Genomic DNA, 14,063 nt, shown 5'->3' with positions numbered 1-14,063 from the left:
CCACACCCCTGAGAAAGACACCCGCCATGAGCACTCCCGCCTCCCGCCCGTCGGTGCTGTTCGTCTGCGTTCACAATGCCGGCCGCTCGCAGATGGGCGCCGCCTTCCTCACCCGCCTCGGCGGCGACCGCATCGAGGTCCGCTCGGCGGGCTCCGCGCCCGCTGACTCCGTCAACCCGGCCGTCGTGGAGGCGATGAAGGAGGTCGGTATCGACATCTCCACCGAGAGTCCGAAGGTCCTGACCACGGAGGCGGTGCAGTCCTCGGACGTGGTGATCACGATGGGCTGCGGAGATGCCTGCCCCGTCTTCCCCGGCAAGCGGTACCTGGACTGGCAGCTGGAGGACCCGGCGGGCCAGGGCGTCGAGGCCGTGCGGCCGATCCGCGACGCCGTCGAAGCGCGGGTGCGCGCTCTGCTCGGCGAGCTGGGCATCCCGGCCTCCGCCTGACCGCCGCCCGGGGCGCGATCAGGTGCCGAAGGGCGGAAGCTGCCGCACGGTGAGGTCGTCGCGCAGCCGCAGAAAGCGCACGGGGTGACGGTAGACGCCCTCGTCGACGGCGGTGTCGGCGAGGAACTCCGCCACCAGGTCGGGGCGCACAGGGTGGTACTCCAGCTCGCCGCGGGTGCCCCAGCCGGCACTGAAGCGCCGCCGCCCATGCCAGGGGTGATCGGGCCGCCCGGGTGCAGCCGGTGAGCAAGCTCGCGCTGTACGACGGTGGGCAACGGGGTCGTACGGGCGAGCAGCCGCGGACGGCCCACGGCGTCGTAGCGGGCCGGCAGCGTGGACGGAGCCGTCAGCGCCCCGGTGAGCCCGCCGACAAGCCCCTCGGAGATGGTGCGGGAGCACTGGTGGAGTGTCGGTGTTCGAGAGTTGCAGGTGCGCCCGCAGGGCGAGCCGCCTGGCCCCGGGCGCCGCAGAGTGGCCTGAGCCTGGTCCTGCCGGATTGATTCGCACGGCTATCGCTGAAGTTCGTGCGGGTAGCCGGCCGGATGAGAGGTGGCACAGTGACCAACCACAATGGGACGGCGACTGTCGACGAGGACGACTCGGTGCTGTGGGCGGCCGGTGACCTCGCGGAGAACATCGCGCTGCAGGATCGACCGTTGCCCCTGGCTTGGGTGAACGTGGCACCCGAAGGTCGCTCTGACCTTCAGGTTGCGGTGAGAACGCGCCTGTCGCGCTGTGACACGGCGAGGTAGCCGACGAATCCGATGATTGCGGCCGTCCACGCGAGTGTGACCGGTGCCAGGCCGAAGCCAAGGCCGCCACGGGTGCGGCCGAGCGCCATCCAGTCGGCGAGGGAGGCGCCGAGGGGCCGGGTGATGACGTACGCGGTCCAGAACGCGGTCACCGCGTTCAGGGCGCCGAGACGGTGGGCCATGCCGGGCACGCAGATGCCGACCGCGAAGAGGACGACCGAGCCCAGGTAGCCGAAGCCGACGGTGGCCGTGAGGTCGCCCGCAGCGGTGCCGAGGGCGAAGGTGGCTAGGACGGCGGCCCAGTAGAACGTCTCGCGGCGGCGGGTGCGGATGCTGTGGATGGACAGGGTCCGCTCGCTCGCGTACCAGAGCACGAAGACCACGGCCAGTACGGCGAGGAAGGCCGGCGTCGAGACGGCGTACGGCACGCCGAGGCCGACGTGCAGGACGTCGGCGGCCATGGTGCCGAACACGCTGACCATGACGACGGCGGTCCAGTAGGCCCAGGCGACGTACCTGCGGAGGGTGAACTGGACGGCCAGGCAGCCTGCTAGGGCTAGACCACCGAGCGCTACCGCCGGTACCGGGCCGAGGGTCCGTGCCAGAAGGTCCGAGGCCGTCTCGCCCATGCCGGTGGTCAGCACCTTGATGATCCAGAAGTAGACGGTCACCTCCGGCACCTTGTTCGCCATCTGGCGCATGGGGGCGAGGGGCCGGTCGTCGAGGACATGCTCTGTGGTCATGATCGGCACGATGGCATTTCGAGCCTGAACGCGACCTGAACGGCGTGCGCGCGGCAGCGGTGTCACGCGGGGTGCGGACACGGGCCCGGAGCCGTTCAGGCACGTGAGGCCGCGGCGACGACCCGGCTCGCGGCCGTCTTCCGCAGCAGCCCGTAAGCGAGCACAGGCGGGAGCAGGTGCGGCTTGTCGGGCAGCGTGGTGATGATCAGGACCGCGCTCGCACTGCTGTTGTTCATGCCGCAGGGGAGCGTGAGCGACGCGGCGGCGGGGGCGTCCAGGCGCAGCAGGCGCGCGGCAGCCGGGCCCCGCATGAAGGACGGCAGGCAGACGAGCGCCGCCACGACCAGTGCCGCGCCGAACAGCAGCGGGCGCGGGTGCGCGAGGAAGGAACCCAGGGCGCCACTGGCGTTGACATACGTAAGGACCAACGATCCGACCAGGACCACTGGCATGATCACGCGCAGCGCGCGGCCCCGCCACGCCGTCGGCAGCGCGAGCCGGCACAGGATCCCGGCCGCGCAGGGCAGGCCCACGCCGACGAGAGCGAAGCCGCCGTGGGTCGTGTGCCCGGTCGTGGAGAGCGTGTGCGCGAAGTCATCGCTGAGGAGCGGCACCAGCGTGGTGATGACCAGCGCGATGGTGAGCGGGCTCAGGAGGGTGAGGCGAGGACGAGCCCCGCCATGGTGGGCTGGCCGCCGTCGTCCTTGCCGGTCCACACGGTGGCTCCGGCGGCGACGGGCATCGCCACGATCAGGATCATGGCGGTGACCAGGCCGCTGCCGCCGTCCGTGTCGGGAGTTCGGGGCAGGACGAACGCGACGACGGGAGTGACCAGGAGCGGGGTCACCAGGTGCAGGACGAGTCCCGTCAGCAGAGTGGTGGGACTGCGCAGCAGCCGGCTCAGCTCGCGGACGGGTACTTGGAGCCCGGCTGAGAAGAGCACCAGGGACAGCAGCAGTGGGCCGGTGCTCAGTGGCAGGCCGGTCACGGTGCCGAGCGGCAGCGTGTGGTCCCGGCGCAGCCACAGTCCGGGGCCACGCAGGAGGAGAGCTGCGACATAGGACAGCACGACGGCCCGGCCGAGTCGGCGACGCAGCCAGAGCGTCGCCCGGTCAGTGGGCGAGTGGGAGCCAGTCGGATGGTTCGATGCGGCCCTCTTCCACAGCGACGGCGAACGGGAAGGAGTGGGGTGCCGCTATGAGAAGGCGGGTGCCGCTATGAGAAGGCGGTGGTCATGACTGGTCATGGCCCCCATGGCGCGCGGGTGAAGCCGTCGGGGCAGCGGATGGCGTACGGCAGTCAGGATGCGTTCAGGTCTCCCGTGGCACGGTCGGGCCTCATGACAGACGAGACCTCACAGACACCCGCGGCCGCTGCCGTCAGCGGCCAGACGGCGCCCGGAGGGCGCCGACTGGGCTGGAACAAGGTGCCCGAAGTCACCGTCTACTTCTGGATCATCAAGGTGCTGTGCACGACGGTCGGTGAGACGGCGGCCGACCTGCTCGACGAGAAGGCCGGCCTCGGTCTGACCGGTGTGTCGGTGCTGATGAGCGCCGTGCTGGCAGTCGTCCTGGTCGTGCAGTTCCGCACCACCGCGTACCGGGCCGGCGTGTACTGGCTGGCCGTCGCCCTGATCAGCGTCGTCGGCACACTGGTCAGCGACAACCTCACCGACAACCTGGGCGTACCGCTGGAGGCCAGCGCCACCGTCTTCGCGATCATCCTCGCGATTGTCTTCGTGGTCTGGTACCGGCGTGAACGGACGCTGTCCATCCACCACATCGACACCACCAGCCGGGAGTCCTTCTACTGGCTCGCCGTCCTGTTCACCTTCGCGCTCGGCACCGCGGCCGGTGACCTGGTCTCCGAGCGCATGGACCTCGGCTACTGGCTCGCCGCGCTGCTGTTCGCCCTGGCCATCGCGGCGGTCGCTCTCGCGCACTTCAGCCTCGGCCTGGACGCGATGTGGAGTTTCTGGATCGCCTACATCCTCACCCGACCGCTCGGCGCGTCCATCGGCGACGACCTCTCCCAGCCGACCGGCGACGGCGGCCTGGGCCTGGGAACCGTCGTCACCAGTGCGCTGTTCCTCACGGTCATCCTCGGCCTGGTGGTGTATCTGTCGGTGACCCGCAAGGACGTGACGCAGTGGCAGCCGGCCGCCCGGCACGCGGCCTGAGCAGGGGCGCGGCAGGCATTCGCAATGCGTTCAGGCTGACGCTGCCGAGATCGGGTTTGGCGGATCACTCTTCGAGGTCGCCCCATGGCACAGGGCGCTCGCATCGTCTCCGACACCCTCGGCACCTCCATGGGTGACTTCCTCTCCGACAGCTCCGGACTCGGTTACGCCGGTGGCACGCTGCTCGTGAGCGGGGCGCTCGCCGTCCTCGTCGCCCTGATGAGGGTGCCGGCCGAACGTGCTGCTGTTCCGGATCGCCTTCGTCCTCACCCGCCCCTGGGCGCCATCGCGGGTGACGTCCTGACCGGCCGGTCACCAAGGGCGGCCTGGACCTCGGCACCGCAGGGTCCTCGGCCGTGCTGCTGGCCGTCCTGCTCGGTCTGGTGGCCTAGCACAGGTCCAGGAACGCCGCACCACCGCACCACGACCGACGGAACGGGAGCCGGTCGCTCAGCGGGCCGGCTGAGTCCGGTCACCCAACAGGCAGGTCGACCCGGAAGCGCGCCCCGCGGGTGTGACCGCGATCGTGGGACACCTCGCCGCCGACAGTGCGGGCCAGGCGCCGTGCCAGCGGCAGTCCGAGACCCGCGCCGTCGTGCCCGTCTGCCGGGTCGGCACGGCGGCCGGGCTGGAAAAGGTCGTCGGTGAACGACGGAGGCACACCGGGGCCGTCGTCGGTGACGTCGATACGCACGCTGCAGGGCAGCTGCCGCGCGGACACGGTCACCGCGGAGTGTGCGTAGCGGACCGCGTTGGTCAGCAGCGGGCTGACGATGCGTTCGAGGAGGGCGGGCGCGATGCCCGCCTGCAGTCCTGGATCCCCCACGTCGACGAAGATCTTCACCTGCTCCGGTGCGTCGAGGCTTTCGACCAGCCGGTGCAGGACCGGCACGACAGAGGAGGTGCCGGGGGCCGTCGAGGTGTTCTGCGCTCTGTCTCGGGCGTCGTCGAGCAGCGTGTCGCAGATGGTGCGCATGGACTGGGCCGCCTCGGCGATCACCCCATGGGTCGCGCGGGTCTCGGCGGCGGTACGCGGGCGCGCCTGCCACCAGTCGAGCTCGATAACGATCCGAGTGAGCGGGGTGCGCAGTTCGTGGGACAGCTCGCCGGTCAGCTGCTGCTCGTGGCGCAGCACGGTGCGTATACGGTCCAGCAGCGTGTCCAACGAGGAGCCCAGGCGGGCGAGTTCGGCTGGATGGTCCTCGGTGCCGAAGCGTTCGTCGGAGGCGACGGCGCTCCACTGGGTGGCTTGGTCGGTCATGGTGCGTACGGGGCGCAGCGCCCGTCCGACGGCCAGGCGCGTCAGCGCGTAGGTGCACGCGAGCATGACGGCGTCCAGGATCAGGGAACCCAGCAGCAGGGTGTCGGCCGAACTCCGGTAGGGCCCCAGGTCCAGGGCCGTGACCACGGTGGCGCCGTGACGGCCGCCCACGAGGTCCGCGCACAGCCGTACGGCGTGGGGGCTTTGGGCGTCGACGGTCGAGCAGGCTCGCTCGCGTTGTGCGGCTAGCTGGCCGGTGGCCCGGGTCAGCGTGCCGTCGGCCGTGGTGGCGGGCGGCTGCTCCAGCAGCCGTGTCCCGGCGTAGATCCACGCGTTGGCGTCGAGGAGGCGGTCGTTGACGGTCTCCAGAACCCGCACCCGCCGGCCGCTGGTGTCGATGGTCGTGGCGACGGCCGCGGCACGGTCGCGCAGTTGATCGTCCGCCTGGTGCTGCAGGTGCCGGTCCATCACGGTGTTGAACGCCACCGTCAGCACGGTCATCAGCAGCGCGGCGGTGGTCAGTGCCACGAGGGAGAGCCGGGCGCGCAGGGTGCGGGGAGCCAGGCGGCGCAGGAGACGGTTCATGACAGGCGGTGTCCGATCCCGCGCGCCGTCGTCAGACTCAGGACGCTGCCGGCCTCGCGCAGCTTGCGGCGCAGCCGGCTCAGGTACTGATCAAGGGTGTTGTCGCTGACTTGTGCGCCGTCCGGCCAGGCGGCCCTGACCAGGTCGCGCCGGCTCACGATGGCGCCGCCCGCGGCCACGAGCGTGGCCAGCAGCCGGAACTCCGTCGGCGACAGGTCGACGTCGGCTTCGCCGGCCCTCGCACTATGCCGGGTCGCGTCCAGGACCAGATCCCCGGCCGTGGCCACAGCCGGTGGCCCGGCGCGTTTGAGCGCGGCCCGCAGCCGGGCGACGAGTTCGGCGAGATGGAACGGCTTGGGCAGGTAGTCGTCAGCCCCGGCCGAGAATCCGGACAGCCGGTCGGTGAGGTGGTGGCGGGCCGTCAGGAAGATGATGGGGGCGGCGAACCCGTTGGCGCGCAGCGCCTGGCAGACATCCCGCCCATCCGCGTCGGGCAGCCCCACGTCAAGGACGATCGCGGCGACGCTACCGGTGGCCAGCCTCAGGGCGGTGGCCCCGTCGGCGGCGAGCACGGGCTCGAAGTCCTCGTCGAGCAGGCCGCGGCGCAGTACATCACGCAGGGCGTGATCATCCTCGACGACCAAGATCTTGTGGTGCATGATCCTCCGCCGGATCTTCGGCCGTAGGCAGTGAGCCCGAGACGAACAATGAGGGAAACCACCGGGCCATCCCGTACAGGCTCACTCCGAGCCATCCGGTGGCGAACAGCCAGCCCCCGATGACGTCGCTGAACCAGTGCACGCCGAGATGGACACGGGACAGGCCCACCAGCACGCACCAGCACACGACAACGACCCGGAGCACGGTGGCGCCGCGCGGGACGCGCAGCGAGAGAGCGATGATCAGCAGCCCCGCGGTGGGAGCTGCTGTGGTGGTGTGCCCCGAGGGGAAGGCCCAGCCGCCGCCGACGTCGCCCAGTCGGCGTGCGGCGGACGCGGCCGCTGGACGAGTGCCATCACCCCGTAACGCATGGCCTGCCCGCATCCCAGCCAGGCAAGACTCAGCGCGGCAGCCCACATCCGTTGCCGCACGGCTCGCCCTGCAACCATGCCGGCCGGCGCCGCGAGGACATACGGGACAGCGCGACTGCCGGTATCGGTCACCCCTCGGGCCAGCGCCATCGCCACGTCCGCGCCATGGCCGAGCGACCAGACCCGCAAACCGTCGTCTGCCCACAGAGGAGCGCCGTTCTGGCCGATCACCACCCATGCGAGGATGCCGAACCCCATGAAGGCGCCGAGACCGGGTGCCCGCCAGGTCGGCGGCGTCGCGCCGGTTCATGAGGCCGTCACCAGCGGGCGCAGACGGCCGGAGCCGATCCACCGGCCCACGGGTCGGCGTGCACCATCCGCATGATGTTTTGGCCGGAGTGCTGGTCGGCGGGCTCGTTGCGCTCCTGCCGATGACCGCCGTGCGGCGGTGGTCGCGATCACACACACGGGAGACCGCCATCGCCACAGCGGCCACGGCTGCGGCCGCCCCTAGCCGGCGCGAGACGAAGAACAGGGCCACCGCAGCGGCGGCCGCGATCGCCGCATGGTTACTGGGGAAGGACCAGTCCCCGGGCGCCGGACACGCCTCCAGGGTCTTCACGCGCAGGCTCTGGCACGGCCGTTCCTCGCCCACCAACAGCTTCACCGCGGCGTCCACGCCGTACGCCACGACCACGACAACCGGCACGGCCGGCGCCGTCACCGCCGCCGCGCCCCCGGCCCGGCGCGCGAACCACCAGCCGACGCCCGCCAGGACGGCGAACACCGCGAGCCCGTACGTCGACCAGAACGACACCGCGCCGTCCAGCCGGCCCGGCGCATGCCCGGCCACACGCACCACGTCCAAGTAGGCGGAGCCGTCGATCGACGCCCCGTCGAAAGCCATGATCACCTGCCTCCCTCCTTGGAACCGGCGCCCCGGCGAGACCGAAACACCTCGGCAAGAAGCGGGATCAGCGATACGACGACGATCAGCGCCACCAGCGGGAGCAGGTAACGGTCGACGTTCGGGATCGACGAACCCAGCGCATGGCCGGCGAGAGTGAGGCCGACGCTCCACACGAGCCCGCCGACGACCTGCCACAGCGTGAACGTCCGCACCGGCACCTCCAGCGCGCCCGCCATCGGATTGAGCACGGTCCGCACCACCGGCACGAAGCGGGCCAGCACGATGGCCTTCGCGTACCCGTACCGCTCCAGCAGTTCCTCGGCGCGTTTCGCACCCTCGTGCAGGCGCTGTGATCGACTGCGGGCCAACAGGGCTCCGCCCGCCTTCCGGCCGAGCAGATACCCGCACTGCGCCCCGGCCAGCGCACCTGCCGCAGCCGCGACCAGCAACGGCCCCAGGGACAGGTGCACACCCTCTTCGGTGGAGCCCGTGCACAGCAGGCCCGCGGTGAACAGCAGTGAGTCGCCCGGCAGGAAGAACCCGATCAGCAAACCCGTTTCCGCGAACAACACCGCCCCCACCCCCAGCACTCCGAAGGCGGCCAGCAGAGAATGGGCATCGAGCACGTTGACAGCGAGCTGCGACGATAGGTGGACGGGTGTGGACATCGTCGCGACCCCTTCGGTCCGGCGGAGCGGGCGCGTCGCAACAGCACCCGATCAGTGACTACAATCCTGTAGACGGTCTACTGAACTGTAGACGATAACGGAGTGAGGATCGTTCTTATGACCGACCCGAAGACGAACATCGGCCGGGCGGCGAGCTCGAAGCATCTGTGACGGCCTGTGGGCCGCCGGTGCACCGCTCACCCCGGTGCAGGTCCAGGACGAGTCCTCCTCCCGCCTCGCCCGGACGACGGTCGTGACGATCCTGTCCCGCCTCTACGACAAGGGCATCGTCGACCGCGAGCGACACGGGCGCGGCTACGCGTACGTCCCGGTGCAGGACCCCCGGGCTGACCGCCCAGCGCATGCACACCGAACTCGACCGGGACGCCGGCCGCGAGACAGTCCTCGCCCGGTTCGTCGCCCAGCTCAGCCCGGACGACGGGGTACTGCTGCGCCAACTGCTGGAGGCCGACGGGCAGTGATCGCCATCCTCCTGATTCCGCCCCTGCTGCCCTTCACCTTGCCGGTACTGGCCCGTCGCGCGCACGCCTCGACCCGGTCACCGCCCTGCGCGCGCTGACCGCCTGTGCTCCGGCGTGCGCCGGTGCATGCGTGGCCGCCCTCGGCGCCCTCGTGCTGATCGGACTGCTCAAGCTCCCCCTCTTCGCGGCACTCGGCGACCTCATCCACCCTTGCACACCCCCTCGGCCCTGATCGTCCTCCCGGCCGCCGCGCTCGCCACCGGCGCGCTCACCCTCGGCGCCTGGACCCTCGCACGCTCAGCCGTGCGTCAGACCCGGGCCTTCCGCACCGCTCGCACGCAGGCCGACCGCCGCCCCGCCGCCGGCGACCTATGCGTCGTCGACTCGCTGCACCCGGACGCGTACGCCCCGCCCGGCAGGCCCCACCGGATCGTCGTCACCACCGCGATGCTGCGCAGCCTCGGCCCCGTCGAACGAGAAGCCCTCTTCGCCCACGAGCGGGCCCACAACGCGGGCGGCCACCACTACTTCCTGGCAGCCGCCGAACTCGCCGCCCACTGCCACCCCGCGCTGCACGGCACACGGGCCACCATCCGGCTCGCCGCGGAACGCGCCGCCGACGAGAGCGCTGCCGCAGCCGTCGGCGACGGCCGCCTCCTGGCACGGGCCATCCTTCCACCACGAGGTCGAGATCACCCAGGGCGAGGCGAGGACAACCCGTGAGGGCTCGGCGCAAGAGTGGTCAGCAGCTCCAGCAACTCCTGGTCGGTGACGCTGCGGTGAAGCCGCGGCTCGTGCGCGGCCGGACTGCGATACATGCTGAACAAGCCCTTGACCAGGTTCGCCAGCGCCTTTCGCTCATCCAGCTCGGGACCCGTGGCGTTCGCGTTGACAGCCACCCGGGCCATGCCCTCGGCTTCCTGTTCGTCGATGTTGGCCACGCGCCGATCGCCAACGTCGGCGCGTTCCTGGGCCCGATCGTGGCACCGCTCGTCAGCTACCTCGTCGGCCGTCGAAACAACGGCGGAGACTGACGTAGGAGGCGCTCGAAGCGCCTGGTGAGGGCCCGATCCCACAGCCGCCCCTGCCTCGGCGAGACAGGGGCGGCTGTGGCGTGAACGCCTCCGCAGCGCGCACCCGTCAGGGGGGTGAGTACGACGGCGACCTCAAGTGGGTGTTTCCATCCCGGGCTTGTAACGGGGCCCGAGCTGCCGGGCCAGTAGGTCTGCGGCCAGCTCGGTGAGGACGTCGGGAGCCGGCGTCGCGTCGAGCTCGGCTCCTGGCTCGTCCGGTTCGAGGGGTTCGAGCGTGGCAAGCTGCGAGTCGAGGAGCGAGCTCGGCATGAAGTGGCCGGTGCGTCCGCCGATCCGGTCCGCCAGCACTTCGCGGCTGGCGACCAGGTGCAGGAAGAACGCGCCCGGGCAGGCCGCCCGCAGGATGTCCCGGTAGCGCCGCCTGAGTGCGGAGCAGGCGACCACCGCACCGGTGCCCGCCACATCCCGCTGGTGCAGCCAACGGCCGACGGACTCCAGCCAGGGGCGGCGGTCGGCGTCGTCGAGCGGCGTGCCGGCCGACATCTTGGTGATGTCGGCCGCGGAGTGGAAGTCGTCGCCGTCCGCGAAGGGCACGCCCAGCCGCTGTGCCAGCAGGCGGGCCACCGTGGTCTTGCCGATCCCCGCTACGCCTGTGACGACGACGCACGGGGACCGGCGCTCAGCGCGGTCCATCTTCCTGCAGTGCTTCCGGGTGCAGCAGGTCGCTGCGCCGCCGTTGGGCGCCTTCGTGCGGCCGGGGAGGCGGACCGTCGGAGCCGGCCGGATACTCCTCCAGCGGCACCCGGTTGCTCTCCCACGCGCTCAGGACGGGAGCCAGGACCCGCCATGCCTCCTCGGCCTCGTCGCCCCGGATGGACAGGGCGGGATCGCCCCTCATGACGTCCAGGAGGAGCCGGCCGTAGGCGGGCAGGTCGGGCGGCTCCATCCGGGCGGTCAACGAGAGCTGGGTGAGGGCCTGGGCGTGTGCGCCGATGCCCGTCACGTCGAGGGTCATCCCTTCCGGCTCCAGCCCAAAACGCAGCACGTTGGGCTCGGCCTGCCCTTCGTGACCGAAGGGCAGGTGGGGAACGGAGCGGAAGCGCACCGCGACCTCCTTGCGGTCCCGTCCGAGCGCCTTGCCGCTGCGCAGCCTGAACATCGTCCCCGACCAGCGCCAGCTGTCCAGTTCCAGTTCGACCTCGGCGAAGGTCTCCGTGCGCCGCACGGGGTCCACGCCGTCCTCGTCGACGTATGCGGGGACATCGTGGTCGCCGATCCGGCCGGACAGGTAGCGTGCGCGGCGCGTGCGGTGCACGACATCGTAGTCGGTGAGGAGCCGCACGGACCGCAGCACGTCGACCTTCCGGTCGCGCAGGTCCCGCTCGCCGAGGGTGATCGGGGGTTCCATGGCCACGAGGCACAGCAGTTGCAGCAGGTGGTTCTGCACCATGTCCTTCAGCGCGCCGACGCCGTCGTAGTAGCCCGCACGGCCTTCCAGGGCGAGGGTCTCGTCCCAGACGATCTCGATGTCCGCGATGTGGGTGCTGTTCCAGATGGGCTCCAGCATCCGGTTGGCGAGCCGGCTTCCGAGCACGTTCTGGACGGTCGTCATGGCGAGGAAGTGGTCGACCCGGAACACCGCCTGTTCGGGCACGAGACCGGCGAGCAGCCGGTTGAGCCGGCGCGCGCTCGCCAGGTCTTCGCCGAACGGCTTCTCCAGGACGATCCGGCTGCCCGGCGGCAGGCCGGCCTTGTGCAGGGCCGTGACCACGTGCGGGAAGAGCGCCGGGGGAAGGGCGAGGTACACGGCGATCGGGTCGTCGCCGACGACGACCGCGGCGACGTCCGTGGGGTCGGTGACGTCGGCCCGCCGGTAGTGGGCCGAAGCCGCGACGGCCGTCCTCGCCTCGACGGGGCAGGAGCCGCCGTGGCGGTCGAGCCGGTCGGCGCACCACCCGCGGAAGCGGTCGGTGTCCCAGCCTTCCCTGCTCGCGCCGGTCAGCCGGAAGTCGTCGTCGATGTGTCCCGCGGCCCGCAGGGCGGCCAGGGCCGGCAGGAGGTAGCGGGCAGTGAGGTCGCCCGTCGCGCCGAAGACGGCGAGCCGGTTGATCATGTCCGTGTGCCTTCCTTCGCCCGGGCGAGGTTCACGCCGCCGGCGATGATCCCGATGTGGCTGAACGCCTGGGGGAAGTTGCCCATGAACTCTCCGGTGGTGGGCTCGATCTGTTCCGGCAGCAGTCCGAGCGTGCTGGCACGGGCGCACAGCGAGGTGTACACCTTCTCGGCCTCCTCGATCCGGCCCTGGGCGGTGAGGTTGTCGGCCAGCCAGAAGCTGCACAGCACGAAGGCGCCCTCGTCGCCGGGCAGGCCGTCGGGCGACTCCTCGTGGAGGTAGCGGTAGAGCAGGCCGTCGCCGGCCGACAGGCGTTCGGCCACGGCCGTGGCGGTCGCGGCCATCCGCGGGTGGTCGGCCGGCACCACGTGGCGCAGCGGGAGCGCGAGCAGGCTCGCGTCGAGCGCGCCGCCGCCGTCCAGGTGCGCGCTCAGCGTCTGCGCGTCCTCGTCCCAGGACTCCTCCAGGATGCACCGACGCAGCCGGTCGGCCGAGGCACGCCAGGCTGCGGTCGGCCCCGGCAGGCCGAGCCGCTCGCCGATGTCCGCGGCCCGGTCCAGGGCCACCTGGCACATGCCGGCCGAGTACGTGAACACCCGGCCGTCGCTGCGTACCTCCCAGATCCCCTGGTCCGGCTGGCGCCAAGCCTGCTCCGCGGTTTCGGCCAGCCCCGCCAGGCCCGCCCACAGCGCGGGCTGCACCTCGCGGCCCGAGCGCAGCCACTGGTCGGTGCGCAGCCACTGGTCGGCGCAGTCCAGGATCTCGCCGTAGACGTCGTGCTGGCGCTGATCGGCCGCGCCGTTGCCCCACCGCACCGGACCGGAGCGGCGGTACCCCTCCAGCTCGGTGTCCTCGATCTCGTCGGGTACGGGGCCGCCGCCGAGGTTGTACATGATCCGGGGGCTGCGGCTCTGCTCGACGGCGTCGAGGACCCAGCCGAGGAAGGCGTCCGCCTCGCCGGTGAAGCCGACGCGCCGCAGGGCGAACACGGCGTAGGCGGCATCGCGGATCCAGGCGTAGCGGTAGTCCCAGTTGCGGACTCCGCCGACCGGCGCGGGCAGGGAGGAGGTGGGCGCCGCCACGACGGCGCCGTTGGTCCAGTCGTCGCACAGCTTCAGGGTGATGGCGGCACGCCGGACCAGTGCCTCCTGGGGACCGGAGTAGTCGAAGTGTTTCATCCAGCGCCGCCAGGCGTCGGCGGTGTCCGCGAGCATCGTGTCGGTCCGGAACCGGTGGTGGCGGTGGAAGCGGCCCCAGGACAGGACGAGGTCGAGGTGTTCGCCCTGTCTCAGGTCATGGGTGCTGTGCAGGCCGGGCAGGGGGTGATCGGAGCGCAGGTGCAGGCGCAGGTCCGGCCGGCGAGAGGGGCGCAGTTCCAGGCCGCTGAAAAGCGTCTGGGTCGTGCCGCCGCCGCGGGGCTCCAGGTCCACCCGCAGCCGGACGTGCCCGGAGAGGACCACGGCCGACCGGACGAGCTCGCACCGTCCGGCCGGGGAATCGTCGGTGAGGTCGGCGCCGGTGCGCACGGTCAGCGCGTCGGTGATCCGTACCAGGCCGGTGGTACTGCGCATCTCGGTGGTGAGTACACCGGTATCGGGTTCGTAGCGCTGGCGGGCCTCCACCAGATCCTGCGGGGCGAGGGTGAAATGGCCGCCTCGTGCGTGGTCAAGCAGGCCGCAGAACAGGGGGTCGGAGTCGAACCGGGGCAGGCACATCCACGGGATCGAACCGTCCAGGCCGACCAACGCGGCCGTCGTACCGTCCCCGATGAGGCCGAGGTCCTCCAGCGGCAGGTAGCCCTCGCGCCTGTGGACCGGGCGGAACGGGGGGTCGGGATCGTGCATGGCTCCTCGCTT

The 14,063-nt window shown here is 71.4% G+C and carries 12 protein-coding genes and 5 pseudogenes; 5 read left to right on the top strand and 12 right to left on the bottom strand.

What is annotated here, in order from left to right:
* Positions 1–26 precede the first annotated feature (26 nt).
* Positions 27–449: an arsenate reductase ArsC gene (locus tag ACH4LD_RS39180; RefSeq protein WP_398059065.1), complete on the top strand. Its 423-nt coding sequence runs from the start codon at positions 27–29 to the stop codon at positions 447–449.
* An 18-nt stretch (positions 450–467) separates the two neighbouring features.
* Here ACH4LD_RS39180 and ACH4LD_RS39175 read toward each other — a convergent pair whose 3' ends face one another.
* The 3 genes and pseudogenes from ACH4LD_RS39175 to ACH4LD_RS39165 form a co-directional block, all read right to left on the bottom strand.
* A complete protein-coding gene (locus tag ACH4LD_RS39175) occupies positions 468–599 on the bottom strand; it encodes a hypothetical protein (protein WP_398059064.1) in 132 nt (43 codons plus the stop codon).
* 553 nt (positions 600–1,152) lie between these two features.
* Entirely contained in the window at positions 1,153–1,944 is a 792-nt protein-coding gene (locus tag ACH4LD_RS39170; protein ID WP_398059063.1) for a hypothetical protein, read from the bottom strand.
* A gap of 95 nt (positions 1,945–2,039) precedes the next feature.
* Positions 2,040–3,040: pseudogene (locus tag ACH4LD_RS39165) on the bottom strand (sodium-dependent transporter).
* A gap of 243 nt (positions 3,041–3,283) precedes the next feature.
* Between ACH4LD_RS39165 and ACH4LD_RS39160 the strand changes: the two are divergent.
* The gene (locus ACH4LD_RS39160) at positions 3,284–4,123 is read left to right on the top strand and encodes a hypothetical protein (protein ID WP_398059062.1); all 840 of its coding nucleotides are present in this window, start codon (positions 3,284–3,286) and stop codon (positions 4,121–4,123) included.
* Positions 4,124–4,207: 84 nt separating this feature from the next.
* Positions 4,208–4,288: pseudogene (locus ACH4LD_RS39155) on the top strand (hypothetical protein); the annotation flags it as partial.
* Between the two features lie 307 nt (positions 4,289–4,595).
* Here ACH4LD_RS39155 and ACH4LD_RS39150 read toward each other — a convergent pair.
* From ACH4LD_RS39150 to ACH4LD_RS39130, 5 genes and pseudogenes are all read right to left on the bottom strand, one after another.
* On the bottom strand, positions 4,596–5,969 hold the full coding sequence (locus ACH4LD_RS39150) for a sensor histidine kinase (protein WP_398059061.1): 1,374 nt from the start codon (positions 5,967–5,969) through the stop codon (positions 4,596–4,598).
* Positions 5,966–6,628, bottom strand: a complete 663-nt coding sequence (locus tag ACH4LD_RS39145; RefSeq protein WP_398059060.1) for a response regulator transcription factor — start codon at positions 6,626–6,628, stop codon at positions 5,966–5,968. The genes ACH4LD_RS39150 and ACH4LD_RS39145 overlap by 4 nt, the downstream gene beginning before the upstream one ends.
* Positions 6,597–7,481 carry a phosphatase PAP2 family protein gene (locus tag ACH4LD_RS39140; protein ID WP_398059112.1) on the bottom strand — a complete coding sequence of 295 codons (885 nt, stop codon included), beginning with the start codon at positions 7,479–7,481 and terminating at the stop codon, positions 6,597–6,599. Before ACH4LD_RS39140 ends, ACH4LD_RS39145 begins: the two co-directional genes overlap by 32 nt.
* A pseudogene (locus ACH4LD_RS39135) lies at positions 7,464–7,913 on the bottom strand (phosphatase PAP2 family protein); the annotation flags it as partial. The pseudogene ACH4LD_RS39135 and the gene ACH4LD_RS39140, both read right to left, overlap by 18 nt.
* Entirely contained in the window at positions 7,910–8,578 is a 669-nt protein-coding gene (locus tag ACH4LD_RS39130; RefSeq protein ID WP_398059059.1) for a DedA family protein, read from the bottom strand. The gene ACH4LD_RS39130 and the pseudogene ACH4LD_RS39135, both read right to left, overlap by 4 nt.
* A 167-nt stretch (positions 8,579–8,745) precedes the next feature.
* On the opposite strand from ACH4LD_RS39130, the pseudogene ACH4LD_RS39125 reads away from it, so the two are divergent.
* Both ACH4LD_RS39125 and ACH4LD_RS39120 read left to right on the top strand, forming a co-directional pair.
* Positions 8,746–9,060: pseudogene (locus ACH4LD_RS39125) on the top strand (BlaI/MecI/CopY family transcriptional regulator).
* Positions 9,057–9,732, top strand: a pseudogene (locus ACH4LD_RS39120) (M48 family metalloprotease); the annotation flags it as partial. The pseudogenes ACH4LD_RS39125 and ACH4LD_RS39120, both read left to right, overlap by 4 nt.
* Before the next feature lie 20 nt (positions 9,733–9,752).
* Here the strand turns inward: ACH4LD_RS39120 and ACH4LD_RS39115 are convergent.
* The 4 genes from ACH4LD_RS39115 to ACH4LD_RS39100 all read right to left on the bottom strand — a co-directional run bounded on the left by ACH4LD_RS39115 (position 9,753) and on the right by ACH4LD_RS39100 (position 14,051).
* Positions 9,753–10,136 (bottom strand): TIGR02391 family protein, encoded by a 384-nt coding sequence (locus ACH4LD_RS39115; RefSeq protein WP_398059058.1) that lies wholly within the window; start codon positions 10,134–10,136, stop codon positions 9,753–9,755.
* A 90-nt stretch (positions 10,137–10,226) separates the two neighbouring features.
* Entirely contained in the window at positions 10,227–10,787 is a 561-nt protein-coding gene (locus tag ACH4LD_RS39110; RefSeq protein WP_398059057.1) for a gluconokinase, read from the bottom strand.
* Complete coding sequence (locus ACH4LD_RS39105) at positions 10,774–12,207, bottom strand: glucose-6-phosphate dehydrogenase (protein WP_398059056.1); 1,434 nt, start codon at positions 12,205–12,207, stop codon at positions 10,774–10,776. Before ACH4LD_RS39105 ends, ACH4LD_RS39110 begins: the two co-directional genes overlap by 14 nt.
* Complete coding sequence (locus ACH4LD_RS39100; RefSeq protein WP_398059055.1) at positions 12,204–14,051, bottom strand: glycoside hydrolase family 15 protein; 1,848 nt, start codon at positions 14,049–14,051, stop codon at positions 12,204–12,206. The genes ACH4LD_RS39105 and ACH4LD_RS39100 overlap by 4 nt, the downstream gene beginning before the upstream one ends.
* Positions 14,052–14,063 lie beyond the last annotated feature (12 nt).

The sequence above is a fragment of the Streptomyces sp. NPDC017676 genome, assembly GCF_044329325.1.
Taxonomy (GTDB): Bacteria; Actinomycetota; Actinomycetes; order Streptomycetales; family Streptomycetaceae; genus Streptomyces.
Note: the sequence above shows the minus strand (reverse complement) of the source record. Positions and strands in the feature narration are given on the sequence as shown.

What these genes read in the sequence shown, in the direction of transcription:
- ACH4LD_RS39180 (WP_398059065.1), top strand. Translation starts at nt 27, where the DNA reads ATGAGCACTCCCGCCTCCCGCCCGTCGGTGCTGTTCGTCTGCGTTCAC.
- ACH4LD_RS39170 (WP_398059063.1), bottom strand. Translation starts at nt 1,944, where the DNA reads ATGACCACAGAGCATGTCCTCGACGACCGGCCCCTCGCCCCCATGCGC.
- ACH4LD_RS39160 (WP_398059062.1), top strand. Translation starts at nt 3,284, where the DNA reads ATGACAGACGAGACCTCACAGACACCCGCGGCCGCTGCCGTCAGCGGC.
- ACH4LD_RS39150 (WP_398059061.1), bottom strand. Translation starts at nt 5,969, where the DNA reads ATGAACCGTCTCCTGCGCCGCCTGGCTCCCCGCACCCTGCGCGCCCGG.
- ACH4LD_RS39145 (WP_398059060.1), bottom strand. Translation starts at nt 6,628, where the DNA reads ATGCACCACAAGATCTTGGTCGTCGAGGATGATCACGCCCTGCGTGAT.
- ACH4LD_RS39140 (WP_398059112.1), bottom strand. Translation starts at nt 7,481, where the DNA reads ATGGCGGTCTCCCGTGTGTGTGATCGCGACCACCGCCGCACGGCGGTC.
- ACH4LD_RS39130 (WP_398059059.1), bottom strand. Translation starts at nt 8,578, where the DNA reads ATGTCCACACCCGTCCACCTATCGTCGCAGCTCGCTGTCAACGTGCTC.
- ACH4LD_RS39110 (WP_398059057.1), bottom strand. Translation starts at nt 10,787, where the DNA reads ATGGACCGCGCTGAGCGCCGGTCCCCGTGCGTCGTCGTCACAGGCGTA.
- ACH4LD_RS39105 (WP_398059056.1), bottom strand. Translation starts at nt 12,207, where the DNA reads ATGATCAACCGGCTCGCCGTCTTCGGCGCGACGGGCGACCTCACTGCC.
- ACH4LD_RS39100 (WP_398059055.1), bottom strand. Translation starts at nt 14,051, where the DNA reads ATGCACGATCCCGACCCCCCGTTCCGCCCGGTCCACAGGCGCGAGGGC.